18 protein-coding genes and 1 pseudogene are annotated in these 18,993 nt (G+C 46.8%); 17 read left to right on the forward strand and 2 right to left on the reverse strand.

What is annotated here, in order from left to right; translation table 11 throughout:
* Window positions 1-25: 25 nt before the first annotated feature.
* The 11 genes from MRBLPE1_RS29820 (at window position 26) to MRBLPE1_RS29870 (ending at window position 9,725) form a co-directional block, all read left to right on the forward strand.
* Window positions 26-1,996 (forward strand): sensor histidine kinase, encoded by a 1,971-nt coding sequence (locus tag MRBLPE1_RS29820; RefSeq protein WP_364153134.1) that lies wholly within the window; start codon window positions 26-28, stop codon window positions 1,994-1,996.
* A 5-nt stretch (window positions 1,997-2,001) separates the two neighbouring features.
* Window positions 2,002-3,564: a DUF3369 domain-containing protein gene (locus tag MRBLPE1_RS29825; RefSeq protein ID WP_364153137.1), complete on the forward strand. Its 1,563-nt coding sequence runs from the start codon at window positions 2,002-2,004 to the stop codon at window positions 3,562-3,564.
* A gap of 537 nt (window positions 3,565-4,101) precedes the next feature.
* Window positions 4,102-4,431, forward strand: a complete 330-nt coding sequence (locus tag MRBLPE1_RS29830; RefSeq protein ID WP_169086171.1) for a PadR family transcriptional regulator — start codon at window positions 4,102-4,104, stop codon at window positions 4,429-4,431.
* A gap of 14 nt (window positions 4,432-4,445) precedes the next feature.
* On the forward strand, window positions 4,446-5,309 hold the full coding sequence (locus tag MRBLPE1_RS29835; protein ID WP_364153141.1) for a pentapeptide repeat-containing protein: 864 nt from the start codon (window positions 4,446-4,448) through the stop codon (window positions 5,307-5,309).
* A gap of 286 nt (window positions 5,310-5,595) precedes the next feature.
* Complete coding sequence (locus MRBLPE1_RS29840; RefSeq protein ID WP_364153638.1) at window positions 5,596-5,919, forward strand: PadR family transcriptional regulator; 324 nt, start codon at window positions 5,596-5,598, stop codon at window positions 5,917-5,919.
* Window positions 5,891-6,085 carry a DUF1048 domain-containing protein gene (locus MRBLPE1_RS29845; protein ID WP_364153143.1) on the forward strand — a complete coding sequence of 65 codons (195 nt, stop codon included), beginning with the start codon at window positions 5,891-5,893 and terminating at the stop codon, window positions 6,083-6,085. The genes MRBLPE1_RS29840 and MRBLPE1_RS29845 overlap by 29 nt, the downstream gene beginning before the upstream one ends.
* 2 nt (window positions 6,086-6,087) lie before the next feature.
* On the forward strand, window positions 6,088-6,441 hold the full coding sequence (locus MRBLPE1_RS29850) for a DUF1048 domain-containing protein (protein ID WP_364153146.1): 354 nt from the start codon (window positions 6,088-6,090) through the stop codon (window positions 6,439-6,441).
* A complete protein-coding gene (locus MRBLPE1_RS29855; protein ID WP_364153149.1) occupies window positions 6,438-7,199 on the forward strand; it encodes an ABC transporter ATP-binding protein in 762 nt (253 codons plus the stop codon). The genes MRBLPE1_RS29850 and MRBLPE1_RS29855 overlap by 4 nt, the downstream gene beginning before the upstream one ends.
* Window positions 7,200-7,967 (forward strand): ABC transporter permease, encoded by a 768-nt coding sequence (locus tag MRBLPE1_RS29860; protein ID WP_364153151.1) that lies wholly within the window; start codon window positions 7,200-7,202, stop codon window positions 7,965-7,967.
* Between the two features lie 260 nt (window positions 7,968-8,227).
* Window positions 8,228-9,304 (forward strand): DUF4037 domain-containing protein, encoded by a 1,077-nt coding sequence (locus MRBLPE1_RS29865; RefSeq protein ID WP_364153154.1) that lies wholly within the window; start codon window positions 8,228-8,230, stop codon window positions 9,302-9,304.
* A 121-nt stretch (window positions 9,305-9,425) separates the two neighbouring features.
* Complete coding sequence (locus tag MRBLPE1_RS29870) at window positions 9,426-9,725, forward strand: hypothetical protein (RefSeq protein WP_364153156.1); 300 nt, start codon at window positions 9,426-9,428, stop codon at window positions 9,723-9,725.
* Between the two features lie 75 nt (window positions 9,726-9,800).
* On the opposite strand, the gene MRBLPE1_RS29875 is transcribed toward MRBLPE1_RS29870, so the two are convergent.
* Complete coding sequence (locus MRBLPE1_RS29875) at window positions 9,801-10,640, reverse strand: phytanoyl-CoA dioxygenase family protein (RefSeq protein ID WP_364153159.1); 840 nt, start codon at window positions 10,638-10,640, stop codon at window positions 9,801-9,803.
* A gap of 139 nt (window positions 10,641-10,779) precedes the next feature.
* Here MRBLPE1_RS29875 and MRBLPE1_RS29880 point away from each other — a divergent pair, with 139 nt between their 5' ends.
* Window positions 10,780-11,667, forward strand: coding sequence for a helix-turn-helix transcriptional regulator (locus MRBLPE1_RS29880; RefSeq protein WP_364153161.1), 888 nt, complete (start codon window positions 10,780-10,782; stop codon window positions 11,665-11,667).
* Window positions 11,668-12,255: 588 nt separating this feature from the next.
* Entirely contained in the window at window positions 12,256-12,690 is a 435-nt protein-coding gene (locus MRBLPE1_RS29885) for a VOC family protein (protein ID WP_364153163.1), read from the forward strand.
* A 274-nt stretch (window positions 12,691-12,964) separates the two neighbouring features.
* Here MRBLPE1_RS29885 and MRBLPE1_RS29890 read toward each other — a convergent pair whose 3' ends face one another.
* The gene (locus MRBLPE1_RS29890; RefSeq protein ID WP_364153165.1) at window positions 12,965-13,366 is read right to left on the reverse strand and encodes a VOC family protein; all 402 of its coding nucleotides are present in this window, start codon (window positions 13,364-13,366) and stop codon (window positions 12,965-12,967) included.
* A gap of 397 nt (window positions 13,367-13,763) precedes the next feature.
* Here MRBLPE1_RS29890 and MRBLPE1_RS29895 point away from each other — a divergent pair.
* From MRBLPE1_RS29895 to MRBLPE1_RS29910, 4 genes and pseudogenes are all read left to right on the forward strand, one after another.
* Window positions 13,764-14,222, forward strand: a pseudogene (locus MRBLPE1_RS29895) (SMI1/KNR4 family protein).
* Window positions 14,223-14,855: 633 nt separating this feature from the next.
* Entirely contained in the window at window positions 14,856-15,620 is a 765-nt protein-coding gene (locus MRBLPE1_RS29900) for a hydroxypyruvate isomerase family protein (protein ID WP_364153168.1), read from the forward strand.
* A 476-nt stretch (window positions 15,621-16,096) separates the two neighbouring features.
* Window positions 16,097-16,771: a cyclase family protein gene (locus tag MRBLPE1_RS29905; protein WP_364153171.1), complete on the forward strand. Its 675-nt coding sequence runs from the start codon at window positions 16,097-16,099 to the stop codon at window positions 16,769-16,771.
* An 888-nt stretch (window positions 16,772-17,659) separates the two neighbouring features.
* Window positions 17,660-18,946 (forward strand): IS110 family transposase, encoded by a 1,287-nt coding sequence (locus tag MRBLPE1_RS29910; RefSeq protein ID WP_364153173.1) that lies wholly within the window; start codon window positions 17,660-17,662, stop codon window positions 18,944-18,946.
* Window positions 18,947-18,993 lie beyond the last annotated feature (47 nt).

Below are 18,993 nucleotides of genomic sequence, written 5' to 3' on the forward strand. Positions count from 1 at the left end.
GGAAGCAGAGAGGGGTAGGATCGACTTGAGCCGCTGGCATTTTGCCCAGAATGGCAGCGTGAAGCTGAACGGGGAATGGTCGCATTACCCAGGGCAGCTGCTAAGTCCGGACGAGCTGCAGGAGGGGCAAGGCGGCGATTACATCAAGGTGCCGGGATTCTGGAAAAACCATGGTTACCTGAAGGCTGGCCACGGCTATGCCACCTACAGACTGATCGTGCAGGTGGATGCGCCTGCGCCGAACCAGCTGTTAGCCCTTTATTTGCCGTTCGGGATCGAGTCGGCTTATAAACTTTGGATTAACGGGGAAGAAAAGGCATCGGCCGGCAAGGTTGGAAAGTCAAAGGCGGAGATGGAAGCGAAGTATCTCCCCCAAACCGTTATTTTTCCGGCGGATGATGAGGTGGAGATCGTTATTCAGGTGTCCAACTATGTCCAGCGGACAGGCGGCATTTGGGACGAGCTGCGGCTGGGCGAAGCCGGGGAAGTGACGGAATTTACGACGATGCGACTCGCGCAGGAGCTGTTCGTGGCAGGCGGGATCGTTATTATGGGCCTGTACCATTTGGGGCTTTATTTTATCAGGCGGAAGGATTTAACGCCGCTTTACTTTGGCGGTTTCTGTCTCTTGTTCGGCCTGCGGTCGCTGTTTCTGGGCGAGGTGATCATCAATCATATTTTTCCGGACATGAGCTTTGAAATCTATAAGAAATTTGAATATATCGGGCAATATTTCGGTCCGGCGTTATTCCTGTTATATGTGAAGCAGCTGTTTCCTAAGGAAACGCATAAGGGAATGGTCCGGTTCGGAACGACTGTATACGGGGTGCTTGGCGTCGTCGTTTTGGCGGCCCCGACCACGATTTTCACGCCTACGCTGGTGCTGACCCACGTGCTGCTGCTTATTCTCGCGCCTTATGTCGTTGGCGTCTTTATCCGCGCTGCGATAAGGAAGAGGGATGGCGCCTTGTTTTGCTGCATCCTGTTTTTAATTATGGCGCTCACTATTTTTAACGATCTGCTGTACTACAACAACATCATTCCGACCTTTGATATGGCGAAGTTCGGGGTGTTCGTGTTTATTTTCGCACAGGCGTTCATGCTGTCCAGAAAATTTTCGAAGGCGTTCTACGCGGTAGAGGATCTGTCGAACAAGCAGGCCAGATGGTCACAGGAGTTGGAGATGACGGTCGATGAGCGCACCAAGGCTCTTAAAAAGACGCTCGGCGACCTGAAGGATGCGCAAAGGCAGCTGGTCGAATCGGAGAAAATGGCGGCGCTGGGGGCTCTCGTAGCGGGGATAGCCCATGAAATCAATACGCCCGTTGGCGTCAGCGTGACGGCGGCTTCGCACTTAAATCAGAAGACAGGCGATTTCTCCGCTATCCTGCAGAGCAATAAACTGAAGAAGTCCGATCTGGATAACTATATCAAGCTGGCCGACGAGTCCTCACATATTATCTCTTATAACTTGAAGCGGGCATCGGAGTTGATCAATGGCTTCAAGCTCGTCGCGGTCGATCAATCCCACGAGAACAAACGGCAGTTCAACGTGAAGCAGTACCTGCAGGAGGTGCTGATCAGCCTGGGACCGAAGCTGAATCAAACGAAACTGGATGTGCAGCTCGAGTGCCCGGATGATATAGACATTACCAGCTATCCGGGAGCCTTCTCGCAGATACTAACCAATTTTCTGATGAATTCATTGATTCATGCCTATGATCCGGGCGAGAGCGGGACGATCCGGCTGACGGTACGGAAGGAAACCACGGGATTGTGGCTGAAGTACCGGGATAACGGCAAAGGAATGCCGCCGGAAGTGAAGGACAAAATATTCGATCCGTTCTTTACGACAAACCGAGGCGGCGGAGGCACCGGTCTCGGTATGCATATTATCTACAACCTGGTCACGCAGTCGCTCGGCGGTAAGATCGAATGCGAGAGCGAGCCGGGCCAAGGCACTGCCTTTATTATTAATATACCTCTAGAGGAGTAATTAACATGATATCTCGGACAGATGAAGAGCTGCGATTATCAGAGGATGAGGATGAACTCGTCTTTCTGGATGAGGGGGAGGACTCGGAGCAGGATGACCCTCTTGATTCCTGGCCCATATTAATCGTCGACGATCACGAGGAAGTTCACAAGGTGACCTCGTTAGTTCTTGGCGGCTTCGAATTCGAAGGGAAGGGGCTGCGGCTTCTTCATGCCTATTCCGGGGATGAAGCAAAAGCCATGCTGCGTGCTGAGCCGGATATTGCGGTCGTGCTGCTCGACGTCGTCATGGAGAAGGATGAGTCCGGACTTGAGGTCATCGAATTCATCCGCCGCGAGCTGCGGAACAGTGCGGTCCGCATCATCTTGCGGACGGGTCAGCCGGGGCAGGCCCCGGAACAGGAAGTCATTGTGAAATACGATATTAACGATTATAAGGAGAAAACGGAGCTGACGGCGCAGAAGCTTTTTACGACAATCATATCGTCACTGCGTTCTTATCGGGATCTTCGAATGATTCAAAGCAATAAGAAGGGGCTGGAGGACGTGGTGCGCTCCTCTTCTTCCATATTGAACGTTTATTCGCCCCAGGAGCTTGCGAGCGAAGTGCTTGTCCAGTTAAACACCATCCTTGATGCAGAGAACAGCTCAGAGGGTTTAGTCCTGCAGAAGGAAAATGACGGTTGGAGCATTCTGGCAGGCAGCGGAAAATTTGCGTCTGCTGACTATCTGCAGAAGCTGCCGCCCGAAGTATTGACCGAAGCCGATAGCGCGGCCGTGTCGAGCGTACGCTTCATGCTTGAGGATGGCTTCACCTGCTATTACCGGAACAGTACGGGTACGGAGAAAATGATCTATTTTAAGCGCGGGAAGCCTTTATCGGAATGGGACCGCTATTTGATTGAGGTCTACTGCGCCAATATATTGGCGGCTTTCGAGAATGTGGCACTAAACCGGGAGATCGAAAGCACCCAGAAGGAGATCATTTATACGCTTGGGGAGATAGCGGAGACCAGATCGAAGGAAACGGGCTTCCACGTTAAGCGCGTTGCCGAATATACGAAGCTGCTCGCGCTGAAATACGGGCTGCCGGACGAAGAGGCCGAGCTGATCAGCCTTGCAAGCCCGATGCATGACATCGGCAAGGTCGGAATCAGCGATGCGATTCTGAATAAGCCGGGTAAGCTGACCGCCGAGGAATACGAGATCATGAAGACGCACGCGCAATCCGGCTATGAGATGCTGAAGCATTCCGGCAGACCGATTATGAAAACAGCGTGCATCATTGCCCTGCAGCATCACGAGAAATATAACGGCAGCGGGTATCCGCAAGGGCTTAAAGGGGATCAAATACATATATATGGGCGTCTGACAGCCCTCGCAGACGTATTTGACGCGCTTGCCAGCGACCGAGTCTACAAGAAAGCATGGGCGCTTACCGATATTATCGGTTTTTTGCAGGAGCAGAGGGGAGAGCATTTCGACCCTGTTCTCACCGATTTGTTTATTAAGCACATCGATGAGTTTCTGGTAATCAGAGAAAAGTACGCGGACGAAAAAATATTTTAAGGCAAAGCTTGCAGCAATAGTCTTCCTTAAACGCTGGAGGAGGCGCAATAGTTGAAGTAACGCTTTCCGTACATAGACTTGCGTGAGCTGTATCCCGCTAGGTCCATCAAATATGAACTTCAACGCAACCTGATAGGGGTTGCGTTTTTTTATTTGGTGGGTTGCCTAAGGGGAGATGAACCCCTACAGGTTTATCCGCGCGTACGAGATGATGTAACGACTGCAGCGTGCGTAGGAGCATCATGGGAGAAAAATCGTTTCTAAGACCGTGCTCGAAGCCATTTCTTTATTTCCAATAGCAGCACTAATTGAACAAACCGTCGGATGAAAAGGAAACGATTTAGAGTGACACCGCATTATCAAAGGACAAGAACATACTTCCAAGAAGCTCCGCGCATAGCGCGGCTTTTTTATTTTTGTGATTCCTCATTGAGGACGGCCTAAGAGCTTTCACTTATAGGCAAAGTAATCAATTATAAATACTACATTGACAGTCATAGTAATGTGGCGTATTATACAAACATGGAGGTTGATTACATGAGCGAGAACAAAATTACATCCGACCTGCTGCGCGGACATACCGATACGATGATTTTACGGCTCTTATCCGAAGCTGACCGTTACGGCTACGAGATCGTAAAACTGATTGCCGAGCGCTCGGATGGCGAGTATGAATTAAAGGAAGCCACGATGTACTCGAGCGTCCGGAGGCTTGAGGCCGACGGTGATATCGAGTGGTATTGGGGCGATGAATCACAGGGTGGTCGGCGTAAATATTTTAGGATTACCGGAAAGGGTATGACTGCTTACGCCCGCAACAAAAGCAATTGGGAGTACGCAAAGCGCGTTCTTGAAAACTTATTATAAGGAGAGATGATGTTATGAATCAGAAATTGACGAATTATTTGAACGGCGTATTTACGCCATACGATGGAGTAAAAAGCGTCACCGAATTAAAGGCCGACCTGCACTCCGATTTACAGGAGCGGTTCCGTGAACTCAAAGCTGAGGGCAAGGACGATGAAACAGCGTTTAATATAACCATTGAAAGTATCGGTGACATTGAGCAAACGGTACGGGAGGTCGCTAACCTCTCCCGCTCACTGGAGCGGCAGGTGGTGACGAACTTTAGCGCGAGTAACCTGTCGAAGAGCGACTTTGCGGGCGTTACCGCGCATAAGGGGAAATTTACATCAAGCGTGCTGCGAGGCTCCGACTTCACGAACGCGGACTTGACCGGCAGCTCGTTTGCCAGCAGCGACGTGCGATATGCCCGTTTCGACGGCGCAAACCTGACCGACTGTAACCTGTCCGTCCTTGACCTTACGAATGCGAGCTTCAATAAATCCATCCTTGTGCGTACCAACTTCAGCAAGTCGGGACTATTCGGAACTACATTTATTGATGCAAAACTGACCGACGTCAACCTGACTATGACCGATCTCAGAAAAACCGTATTTGAAAACTGTATTTTCGACGGGGTGGACTTCACAAATACCGATCTGACAGGGCTGCGTCTTGACGGCCAAACCTTCATCGGCGTCAAGTTCGACAAAGCGGCCTTGAACGAAGTTTCGTTCAAGGGCGCGACACTCAAGAATGCGTCTTTCCAAGGGTCTTTGTTGTCCAAGAAGTACTACCGTGCCATCAAAACCGTCTGTTTTGACGGCGCGATGATGGATAAGTTGACCTATGCTGCGCTCAAAGGCATAGAGGCCGATTTGTCAAAGGTTACGGTTATATAAGGACGGGAAAATATGCCAAACAAATCAATTCAAGTAAAAGGACTGCAAAAATCCTAGATTTGAACGCAGGGCAAATTATAAAAAAAATCGTGATTGTGGCCACAGTCCCATTGCTTGCCGGCTAACAACTTGCGTTTTAGTTGAAATTCATTATAACAACAACAGATTAGAACAAGCGCAATTGACAAACCAACTACTACGTGTTACTTTATAGCAGTAGTAAGTAATACTGAATATCAGTCATACGGAATAGCGAGGGGTGATTGCGCTGGAAAACCTAACGGAAATGCTCAAAGGCGTGCTTGAGGGCTGCGTCCTTGAAATTATAAGCCGCAAAGAAACCTACGGCTACGAAATCACGCGGCGGCTGAACGCCCTCGGCTTCCCAGATGTTGTTGAGGGAACGGTGTACACTATCCTGATCCGGCTTGAAAAAAGCAAGCTGGTAGAGATCACCAAAATACCCTCCGACATGGGGCCGCCGCGAAAGTTTTTCGCACTCAACGACGCGGGGCGTGAGGAGCTGCGGAGGTTCTGGGAAAAATGGGGATTTGTTTCGTCTAAAATCAATCAATTAAAGTATGTTTACGGACTTAGTGGATTTATTTGAATCAAGCGCTGCGGATGGCAAGCAGGTTCTTGACGTCATAGGCAGCGACGCCGGCAGGTTTTGTGATGAGTTTATGCGTGCGTCGGTTAATACTGAAAATACTGAAAAGCTGCGGGAAAAACTAAACAATGAGGTTATGGAAAAATTTAAAAAGGAGGGGCAATAACGATGCTGGAGCTTATCAAAAAAATGATCGGGGACAAAAAAGAGTATAAGGGGCAAATGGCAAGGGTAGAAGCGCTGCCTGAAGACTATAGGTTCGTATTTGAAAAAATCCAGGGATACATGTGGAGTTTTGCGGGAGGAGACGGCTCTGACATGTTGAAAACTCAGCACGAGTTGATTGAGTTGTTTGAAGCCAGCGCGGCGGACGGCAAGCACGTTCTCGACGTGACGGGAGAAGATGTTGTCGGGTTCGGCGACGAGTTTTTGCGCGATACAAAAAAGTGGACCGATAACTTTCGCAAAAAATTAAACCGCGACATGATGAACAAATTCGGAAGGGGGAACGATTCTAAATGAAAGACATCGCAATTCAAGTAAAAGGACTGCAAAAATCCTACAAGCAGCATCAAGTCTTAAAGGGCGTGGATTTCGAGGTGGAAAAGGGCAGTATTTTCGCCCTGCTCGGGTCCAACGGGGCAGGTAAGACTACAGTTGTCAAAATCCTCACCACGCTGCTCAAACAAGATGGCGGATCCGTTACCGTAAACGGATTCGATGTTGCTTCAAAACCCGAGGATGTGCGACAAGCGATCAGTCTGACCGGTCAATTTGCCGCCGTTGACGAATTATTGACCGGACGGGAAAATCTTATCTTGATTGCCAAGCTACGATACCTTAAAAACCCACGGCAGGTTGCAGACGATTTGCTAAAAAGCTTCGGCCTGACAGAAGCCGCTGACCGCAGAGTATCCACTTATTCGGGTGGTATGCGCCGCAGGCTAGACATCGCCTTGAGCCTTGTGGGCAAACCAAAGATCATATTCCTCGACGAGCCGACCACAGGTCTCGACCCTGAGGCACGTATCGAGGTATGGAACATTGTCAAAGAGCTTGCGAAGGGCGGTACGACGGTTCTTTTAACCACGCAGTATCTGGAAGAAGCAGAGCAGCTTGCCGACAAAATTGCCATTCTGCATGAGGGTAAGATTATTGCCAGCGGCACGCTTTCGGAGCTGAAAAAGCTGTTCCCGCTCGCAAAGGTGGAGTATGTTGAAAAACAGCCGACATTAGAGGATATTTTCCTCGCAATCGTCGGCAAAAGGGAGGGAAAGTAAATGGAGAGAGTACAGAAACATTTCTTCAGAGATATGAGCATTCTGCTAGGACGTTCTATGCGTCATATTTCTCGCAGCATGGATACCATCATTACGGTCGCCATCACGCCGATTGCGTTGATGCTGCTGTTCGTCTATGTGTTCGGCGGTGCCATTCAAACCGGAACGGATAACTATGTGAATTACCTGCTGCCAGGTATACTTCTAATTGCCATTGCTAGCGGAATATCCTACACGTCTTTTCGACTGTTTAACGATGTGCAGAAGGGCATATTCGAGCGGTTTCAATCCATGCCCATTTCACGTTCCGCATTTCTTTGGGGACATGTTCTGACCTCACTAGTATCGAACGCTATATCCCTTATCGTAATCATTCTCATCGCTTTGATTATGGGCTTTCATTCGTCTGCGGGGATACTGTCGTGGCTTGCGGTTGTCGGCATACTCGCGCTGTTTACGCTGGCATTAACTTGGGTAGCTGCGATTGCAGGTCTGTCTGCTAAAACGGTCGAGGGCGCAAGCGCCTTTTCCTACCCGCTTATCTTCCTGCCGTTTATCAGCTCGGCGTTTGTGCCGACCGAGTCGATGCCTTCGGTCGTTCGCGCCTTCGCTGAAAATCAGCCGGTAACCTCGATCGTGGAAGCCATTCGTGCACTGCTGTCGGATCAGCCGGTGGGCAATGATATATGGGTCGCTCTTGCTTGGTGCGTCGGAATTTTGATCGTAGCCTACTTCTTTGCAATGAAGGTATATAAAAAGAAAGTTTGAAAAGGACAGCTGAATAACAACACCGCGGCAGCCGGCCAAATACGACCGGTAGCTTTTTTGTTGAGCTAACGGGCAGATTAATGCAACTTTCCAATATTTGGTGTCGTTTTAGAAGTTAAACAGACGGGACAACGGCTATAGAGAGAAGAGCGAGAAAAGTTTTAGGAGTGAACAAATGTGAGGATGTATTCTAAAGGCATTAGAATATTGTATGAATAGTTTGAATATATAATACGTTGATAGACTTGGAGGAATGGGGAATGTCATTTATTAAAGGAATAGAATTATGCCGTCGATTTCATTTGGAAATCGTTGAGCCTGTAATGACGGGAAATTACTCTTTCTTGTCATATTCATCGGCTCTAATTGGTCCCGGAAGCGAAGTGCTCGGATATGATACGGATATGTCGACTGATCACGATTGGGTGCCCCGGGTATATCTTTTTCTTAACCAATTAGATAGCGGGTATTCAGAACAAATACAATCAACTCTGCACGAGCAAGCTCCGGAACGGTTCTATGGCTTCCCCATCGATATAAGGAAGAGCGTAATTACAACGGTGCCGAGGTTCCTAGAAAGTTACTTGGCTGTTAATAGCGATGAACGACTAGAATCAGTAGATTGGTTAACGTTTCCTTCGCAGTCACTTCTCGAAATAACTCAGGGAGAAGTTTATAGGGACGATAATGGTCAACTTTCCACATTACGCAAACAATTCGAATATTACCCTCACGATATATGGCTGTATCTATTGGCATCTAGTTGGCAACGAATCGGTCAAGAAGAACATCTGATGCTTCGTTCGGGTTTTATAGGCGACGAACTTGGATCGGCTATTATCGCTTCACGTCTTGTCCGCGATATCATCAATCTCTGTTTTCTCATGGAGCGTCAATATGCACCTTATCCCAAATGGTTTGGTACTGCATTTAAACGTTTGAAATGTTCTGATCAAATAATGACTTATCTTTGGACAGCTCAAACGGCAGTTACATGGAGAGAACGCGAGCATGCTTTGAATAATGCTTACAAACATCTATCAAGTATGCACAACGGACTAGGGCTCACTGAAAAGATTCCTGATGACGTTTCAACCTTTTTTGATCGTCCCTTTAGAGTCATGAACGGTGAAGAAATTGCTAGCCTCATTGTAAATCAAATTGTGGATACCGACATTCAACAGTTATCCAAAAAACGTTTGATTGGTAACATAGACCAGATTACAGACAACACGGATTTCAGAAAAATGAATAAGTGGACTGAGGGAGAAGGAGAAAATACAAGAAAAGCTTTGAAAAATCTATTTAAATCCAGTTTGTTAACTAAAAGGGACTAATAGCTCAGACTTTGAAAGGCTGCTAAGGCAGCTGCTCCGTTTTTTTGTTAAGCCAACAAATGTCTAACCATTCTCGTCTGTAAATTTACTTAGGAATAATTGGGAGTAAGGGGTTGCGATTATGCGAAACTTACTGTTTGTGCTTATTGTTATCGTGTTTGTATCTGGTTGTACGCAGAGTCTTACTAAAGATACTGCAACAAGCAATGTTTTGGACAATGTACCTAAATGCGGCGAGAACTTGGAAACAATTAATAAAGTTATGGAAGCAAATAAAACTGAAGATGGCTTTATTATTAAAATCCAACAAGACTGTGAACCGAAAAATGGAGAAGGACCAGAAATACGTTCAACTTTTACTTATGCTGTAACTGCCGATGAAATAAAATTAATTGGCGAGAATGATTCATCTAACGGGTAACGATAGTTGAACAAACAAGGAGCAGTTTGCTATGAACTGCTCCCTCTCTATATTAAGCATGCTTGGTGTTTGCAATCAAGCCATCTCGATCGCCGGCTTCGTCGTGTATACGACTGGGAAATGGTCGCCCTGAAGAATTTCATAGGCCTTCACGTTCACATAATCATGCATCGGATGGTCCGCAGAGGGTTCGTATCTGGTATGACCCGGCATGTAGTGGACCGCAATTGCCCGACGATGCAATTCGGAACGGTTATGCGGGCTACCATGCCAAGTCATACAGTGGTGATAGCCGACTTGACCCTTCTTGATCTCGAATGGTACGGCCTTTACTTCGACACCCTCCGGCAGCAACTCGGGCTGCTTATGGTACGGCATGAAATTTTTGTCACTGGCCAAATATTTCTGATGGTTACCCCACTTGTGGCTGCCGGGAACCATCCACATACAGCCGTTCTCGATTACTGCATCGTCCAGCGCCACCCATGCACTGACAAGATCGGCTGGTTGTATGATCGGCCACAGAGGATGATCCTGGTGCCATCCGGTCGGTCCGCCTGATACCGGGGGCTTGTATTGGACCTGGTCGTGCCAGATGCGCACGGTGTCGGTGCCGGAAAGCTGGGCGATCTCCTCGCAAATCCGTCTGTTCGACGCATGCTTGAAGTAGGCATCGCTCGCCATCCAGATGTTTACGATTTGCACGACGCGCTCGCTGACCGTCATTTTCATATTGTCGTAGAGCGACCCTGCATCCACCATGTTATGATTCATAACCGGCTTGTTGACTGTCTTCCCTGCCATCACATCCTGCAGCTCGCGTCGGAGCACCTCAACCTCCTCATCGCTTAATATCACATCCCCTTTAAGAAAACCGTCCTGCTCGAACTGATTCACTTGCGCTTCCGTTAACATGTCCCAACACCTCTCCATTAAAATGAAGTTGATTTTGTATGCGCTTTAAATATACATTAGGAGCAATGAGTCGTATTTAGACAAATAACGGAGAGATTTACGTTTTTTCAAGATTTCGATCACAGGGGGACTGATCCGTATGCATTTGGGGTCGCTATTCGACTGCAACCCCGCGGTGAATTTCGCTAGCCGCGACGTCGCCAATCCGAACGTGCAGTGGGGTCCGCGCTTTATCCCTGACTGGCAGTTCTTTTATGTTATTTCCGGTGAAGGCATTCTGCGTTTGGGACCGAGCCGATACCGTATCTCGCCTGGCGAATGCGTGTTTTTAGGACCGAACGGTGTCCATTTGCTCACGACGACGAAGGCGACCGAATATTACAGCGTTCATTTCACGTTCCACAGTGATTCACCTATACCCGTTCACCCGGCCTACTTAATCCGGGGAGCATCTGCGGTGCAGCTCGATGCGGAGCCGGAGCGGTTCTGCATTGCAATCCCAGGCGCAGCTGATATCGAATTACCGAACCACTTTTCGATCGTTCACGTGGAGGCATTGTTCGCCCGTATCGTCAAGGAGTATGTCAGAGAGAATGCGGCATATCCGTTCGCGCTGCGCGCTCTGATGATGGAGTTGCTAACGCTGGTCGTTCGCTCGAATTTGAGTGCGCAGGCGGACAAACCAGCCAGTAAGATCGGGCCTGCGCTAGACGCGATGCGTGAACAGCCAGGCAGACAGTGGACAGTAGCTGAGCTGGCCGATCTGTGCTGCTATCATCCGAGCTATTTCACCGTTATATTCCACCAGGAGGTGGGACAGAATCCGAAGCAGTACCTGATCTCCGAGCGGATCAAACAGGCGAAGCAGTCGCTACTGCGGGGTAAGCCCATCGATGCGATCGCAACCGGACTCGGTTATGCGAGCATACACTACTTCAGCAACAACTTTAAGAAAGAGACGGGCCTCTCGCCGAGCGAATTCAGACAGCGGCCCTATGCCGCCAAAACAACGGAAAATGAGGGATAGGCATGCCACTCATATTCCATATGGCGCAGGAAGACGACACCTTTTTGGAGATGTTGGTAAATAATAATACAAGGTTACCGATAGAGAGCAAAATTGATCAACTCTACGCTTGTTTCCAAAATATCACACAAAATCCGTTTAAAAACGAAAGCAGACGAAAGTAACTACACTTTAATTAACGAAACTGTCTAAAAAATATGAAAACCGAACAAAAACGAAAGTCCACGAAAGACAACATCAAATGGGCGGCATGATGTAACCACATCATCAAAACCCTTGATATACTAGTGTTTAGAGGACCCTTCTGAGTCCTTTTTTTATATATGGTAACGAAAAGGTAACATTCATTTCAAAACAATTAGCTAAATATTCAGGGAGCAGTTCATGCGGCCTCTGCTCCCTTTCTTTGTTAAACTAACGTGCAGGATAGTTAAAGAACAGAATGAGATTTACTTATAGAAATCTTATTAAAATAACTGAAATAATGTTTAAAGAAAAACAGAAACACTGACATACCATTGTCAGTTACGGTTGCTTATAATCGTAATAGAAACCAGTACTAAAAATCATCTTAGGAGGAATTTGAGTATGAGCAAAATACAAACATTACGAGGATTTGCGACTATCAGTTATTGGGCGGATGATATGGAGGCGGCAAAGGCATGGTACTCGGAGCTGCTGGGCAGTGCGCCTTACTTCGAACGCTCAGGGCCAGATGGTCAACTAGTTTATGCCGAGTTTCGCCTTGGAGACTACCAGCACGAACTGGGTCTGATCGATCGCCGTTTTGCTCCTGCGCGTGGAACGGCTGGCCCCGGTGGTGCCATTATGTATTGGCATGTTGATGATATAGAAGCTGCACTTAACAATTTAAAGGCCATGGGAGCGGAAGAGTACGAGCCGCTCGTACACCGTGGGGAGGGATTCATCACGGCTTCCGTAACTGATCCATTCGGTAACGTGCTGGGTATTATGTACAACTCCCACTATTTGGAGATGCTGAATTTCAGAATTCAAGGGTAAACTAACGGGTACGATAGCTCAATAAATTAGACAACGAGGCTGCCGCGGATTCAACGGCAGCCTCGTTACGCTAACGGGCAGGTTAGTTCCAATATGTGTTAATATAGTTTATGTAAGACCAATAAATTAACACGGGTAAACCAGGTGATTTGTATTAGTTTAACCCGCGGATTTTTCCTTCTAAGCAACGATTTTGATTTGAATAACAGATATGAGATTATACGGGGTGTTAAAAAACGCCGGTGACCTTAAGCAGGTGACCGGCGTTTCCATATTAGCGTTTCGGCATTTTGCTCTCATCCATGTACAGCAGGTTCCAGCGGTGACCGTCCAGGTCGGCAAATCCTGCGCCGTACATCCAGCCGTCAATTTCACTCGGCTTGCCAAAGATGCTTCCTCCGGCAAACTCTACTTTTTGAATAAAGGCATCTACTTCTTCTCTGCTTCCAGCGCCAATGGAAAATATTACTTCTGCGCTATGGGAAGTATCTGCGGTTTTTGAACCTGTAAATTTCTCAAACGCCGCATCCGGAAACAGCAGAATCGTTGTTTGGCCTATGGCAAGCTTGGCTCTCTCGTTACCAACGTTCACCGCATGGAATCCAATCTCATTGAAAAAGGCAGTTGACCTCACAACATCTTTGACCGGCAGGTTAATCCAAATCTCCTGTGACATGGCTGTAGCCTCCTGGAATATATTTTCAACTACTCCTACTATACTCTACTTCTGGCAGCAGAAGCGAATCTTATAAAAGAAACCGCAAAGTATGACATTCCTGTCATGCATCCTGCGGTTTCCTTAGTAAACTTATTTACTTGTCTGCTCCAGCATCAGGGGGAAACGTTCGACTATATGCGGCCATTGTCAGAAGAAAATAAAGTATTAGACTGACGTTACTTCATTAAGCTAACGGGCAGGATAGTTCAATAACATAGGCTCTTAAAACAAGGTAGAAATCACTTGAATAGCGAATGTAGTAACAAACGGAGGGGTGAAAATCATGAAAAATGACTATGACAAGTTTTGGGATGAATCAGATTATTATACAAGTCCGAATCAAGTTACGGACACTATGATTTGTGAAACAGAAAAACTCCTTGGTTATAAACTACCGAATACATATATTGAACTCATAAAATTAAAAAATGGAGGTACCCCAGTTAATACATGTTTCCCCACAAATACGGCCACCTCATGGGCAAAAGACCATATTGCCATTACCGCCATTCTTGGAATAGGAGGTATGTAGGGGATTGACTCTATTGAACTCGGGAGTAAGTTTATGATTGAAGAATGGGGATACCCTGACATAGGTATCCTTGTATGCTCATGCCCCTCTGGCGGTCATGATGCTATTATGATGGATTATAGCGAATGTGGAATTAATGGAAATCCAAAAGTAATACATGTTGATGTAGAGACATTTGATGAACCTAATATTACAATACTTGCGGAGAATTTTGAAACTTTCATAAAAGGTTTGGTTCATGAAAAAGTATTCGCCCCATCTGAAGAAGAATTGAATAGTTAAGAAGTATCGGATGCTTGGATTGAGACTAATTTTTAGAATCAAATGAAGAAGGAAAATAAAGACTAGTAAGATTAAGCTAACGGGTAACGTTAGTTCAATATATCTTAATAAACACAATGAAAAGCCAGCCGGACATTCCAGCTACTTTTTCCACGTAACTGCAAATACTGGACTAAATACTTTTTCCGTACCTCCGGAACAAGGTGCACATCAAGGGCTTTTCCTTCCAACCGCAGAATCGGTCTTTGAGCATAATGCAGTGGAGGCATGCGATCGCATTTATGGGGATTCCTTTCTTGTTCAGGAACATAGCGTTGAGGGCTCGGCAATAACGTTTCTTTGGAGTTCGAACAAATGGATTTTGGGGGCGAAGGTGCCAAGCTTGTCGTTACGGCAGATCACCGATTGAGAAGAACACGATTCAACTTCGCTTCACGAGTCCGGAAGGAAAACGACAGCAATTGGTCGAATTCGTAAGGACCGAGGGATATGAGGAGCAATCCTTTGCATTCGACACATGTGACGGGGATGCAGAAGGTGACCTTTCTCTTCCTGCCGGGCTCGAATTTCGATTTTGGCTGGTTCCGATTTACAAAGTAGGCTGGAGCCGTGCTGTATGGGAGGTTGTAACGTGTGAAGCTATCGGTATGTATCGATTCCGTGTTTCGCGAGCAAGGATTGGAAGACAGTCTTCGTAAGGTGAAGGAAGAGGGCTTCCGGGCCTTCGAGTTCTGGGGCTGGGAGAAGAAGGACTTAGGTCTGATGACGAAGCTGGCACAGGAACTGGATTTATCGCTCAGTGCCTTCTGTGTGAAGCAAGCGAATCTGACAGAGCCCTCCGCACGTTCGGCTTATCTGGATGGATTGAAAGAAACGCTGGAGGTGGCGAAGCGACTGCAGTGCCGAACGCTCATCTTGACAGTGGGCAGTGAGCAAGCCGGTGTACCCCGGGAGGAGCAGCGGCGGAGCTTAGTAGAAGGACTCCGTGCGAGCCTTCCTCTGCTAGAGGGGACCGGTGTGACGCTGGCCGTAGAACCGCTGAATACCCTTATCGATCATCCCGGCTATTTTTTGTCCTACTCCCAGGAGGCTTGGGATATTCTGCAGGAAGTCCGTCATCCGCAAGTGCAAATGCTCTTCGATATTTACCATCAACAGATTACCGAAGGGCATGTGACGACGAATCTGCTCCGTATGCTGGAGCGGGTCGGGCATATTCATTCGGCGGGCAATCCGGGCCGAGGTGAGCTCGGTGAGGGTGAGCTTCATTACCCGTACATTTTTAGGCGGTTGACAGAAGCCGGGTATCAAGGGTATGTAGGCCTGGAGTATTTTACGGCAGGAGATCCGGTGGAAAGTTTGCAGCGAATGGCTGCTGCGTATAGTGAATGGCTATAAGCCTGTAGGCCTGCCGTGGCGGCGGGCTTTTTTATATGGCGAAAAGGAAATCAGCGGAAGTGTAACCATCATAAATTGCCCCATCCCTCATAAGCGGGAAGCTGGCAGTTTTATATATCGGCATCTTCTCGTTAAAGCACTATCTCTGCCGGCCCCGCTTGGCGAATTGCCTCCGCACGTGATACTGAACAAGAATGGGGGATGTCAATATTTGACAGCTTACCGGAGTTTAACCTTTAATTTGAAATTCAACAACTAGGACTGGCTGGAATGTCACTAAACAAACGGGTACGATAGTTGAATAACACATGGTTGAGCAGGTGCTATTGAAACTTTGAAGCACGAATAAACGGTTTAATAATATAATAAATCTAGGTCCTTACAATAGCCTGACAGATGATTCATGCTGCTTAGGCGAAGCGAAGAATGATTAGCAGCGTTACGGCAAAATATTAGGAAGAAGTGAGCAGCGAAATATGAAGCGATTGGTTCTGTCCTATCCGCTTAGCATAACTACACCGGTGTATAAAGACAATCCTCCTGTTGAGATCCGGCAACAATTCAGTATAAACAAGGGCGATTTATTCAATCAATTTTTCATAAATACCATTAATCATAACGGCACGCACATTGACGGTCCGTGGCACTTCAACCCACAAGGTAAAAAGCTCAGCGAGCTGCCCATTGATAATTTCATCTTCACCCGTATGAAGACCCTCGACATTCCCAAATCGGATGATGAATTGATTACAAAAGAAGATCTCGAGCCATTTGCGAATCGGATCGCAGGTTCAGATCTGCTGCTTATACGAACAGGGTTCGGTAAAATCCGAGATTCGGATTCAGTTCGCTACGGTAATCGTAACCCTGGTTTTTCAGCATCTGCAGCTCAGTACTTAATGATATTTGAATCATTGCGTGCCATAGGCTTTGATTTCATTTCCGCCTCAGCGGCACAAACGCTGGATGAAGGTATCGCTTTTCATCAAATAGTTGCCGGGACAGGCCGTAAGGATGGCAGATTTCTATTGATTATTGAGGATATGAATTTAAACTGCGACTTGTCCGGATTGAACATCGTTTACGCTGTACCTTTGTTTATCGAAGGCATCGACAGCAGTTTTAGTACGGTTTTCGCAGAAAAACGTTAATCATGATTCTGGCACTAATCGATGAGTTGCATGCTCGATGTCTCATCGATCACGATAGCGGCTCTCTATGAACAGACAGTCACAGAGACGCGAACGACACCGGTAGAGTCGGTGTCGTTCATCGTTGTTATGAGACGCGGCGTTCAATTAATCATTAAGCTAACGGGCAGGATAGTTTAATTCACTTCGCGAATACTCAAAAATAGAAAATTTGCAAAGTTTGTAATAAGACGTTGCTTAATATTCTGTTAAAACAATATGTAGGAGTGGTTCTATTGCAGAATTATCAAGACCTTTTTAAGTTGGAATTGTACGAAAACGAGGAACCAATTGATTTTTATAGAGTTCTTAATCAGGAACAGAAGGCTGATCCTGATCTGTTTCAAATTCCAATATCAATTGTAAGTAGAATTGTTCACATAGGATATGGATATCAACTAAAATACTGTTCACTGATGATGTGTACGGAGAAATTGATTTAGGACCGATGCAACTAGAAACTTTGAATGAGGAACTATCTCTAATTATTGATTTGGTCAATGATAGCGTGTTACGACACTATCTAGTCCCACTAATTGAATTTATAAAGCCATGCCTAAATAATAAAAACAACAACATAGTAATAAGAATTGTGGGTGCGTAATAAAGGGTGCTGAACGAACTTCATACACGCATCGAATTTATGTATTGGGGCATGCGACCATCGGACCTCCTGAGGACTTACGAGGAAGGAATTTAGGCGGAATACGCTGCGAGACTTTGTTCGTCGGATAGCAGTAAATGGTTAAGCTAAACATTCCTGTTAAGGCTAAGAAATAGCCTTTGTCAAAAAAGGAGCGCCTCGGTATGATGGGTTTGTCGACAACACATCAAGGAGGCGCTCTCACTATGAAGTTTAAGCAATCAGACGCACAAAATCAACGGATTGAACGAATTACCACCTCGCATCTCGTCGTAGGAATTGACATGGCCAAAGAAACTCACGTGGCACAAGCTACGAATTTCCGAGGAATCGTGGTTTCCAAGCGACATCTCTCATTCTCAAATAGCATTGAAGGTTTTGAAAAATTGAACCGCTGGATGACGGAGTTACAGCAGAAATACCGATTAAAGAAGCTCATCATCGGCATGGAGCCAACCGGCCATTACTGGTTTAACCTGGCCAACTGGTTATCAGATAAGGAATTACACGTGGTTATGGTTAACCCTGCTACGACCAAGAGAAACAAAGAAAACCGTGATAACAGTCCATCAAAAAATGATCCCAAAGATGCTCTTGTCATCGCAGACTCTGTCAGCCTTGGCTTCTACTACGAGTACACGCGTCAATCGGTTGTGTTTCAACGATTACGGACGATAATGAGTGATCGCGAATTCTGGGTGTCGAACAGTGTACGCCTGCAGAATCGAATCATACGTTGGCTGGACATTCGTTTTCCTGAGTATCCATCTGTATTCAAAGACTGGACCTGTAAGCGATCATTGGCGACCCTCAAGATATTCCCTTGCCCACAGGATTTGGAGACGTATGCAGTACCGGATGTAATCCATGCTTGGAGAACCCATATGCAGCGCGCTGGGGGTTCTACGGGAATGGAGAAGGCTGCACAGCTCATCGCGCATGCTAAACACAGTGTCGGAGATCGAGCCGCGGTAGAAGAATCGAAGGCAGATTTAGTACGGCTTCTTGAAGAATATGAACGCGTTACCAGCATGCTTGAACAGATTGAAAAGGACATCGAAGCTCTTCTTTCTGAGATTCCAATGGCACAGCAGCTTCGCACCATAAAAGGTCTCGGGAAGATCTTCACCGCGGCCATACTAGCAGGCACAGGAGACTTAAGACAGTATGCACATGGACGTCAGGTATTACGGAAGGCTGGCCTGAATTTGGCTGAAAGTACGTCAGGAAAGCGAAAAGGACGAATTGTTCTTTCGAAACGAGGAGACTCAGCCCTGCGAAAATATCTCTATCTCGCGACGGTTCAGCTCGTTTGGAATAACCCTGTATTCCGCCATCTGCATGAGCATAATGTGCAAGAAAAGAAGATGAAAAAACAGCAATCCATAGTTAAGTTAATAGGAAAGCTGGCACGAATTCTAGTTGGTATTGTTCAACGAGGAGAAAAGTTCACGCCAGAGAAAACCGTACTTGCATGGGCAGAAGCAGCTTAAGTTAAGTAGCAATCACGTATATTGACTCATTCACAGGATTTCACAAA

The organism is Paenibacillus sp. LPE1-1-1.1 (assembly GCF_040676435.1).
In the GTDB taxonomy this organism is placed as follows: domain Bacteria; phylum Bacillota; class Bacilli; order Paenibacillales; family Paenibacillaceae; genus Pristimantibacillus.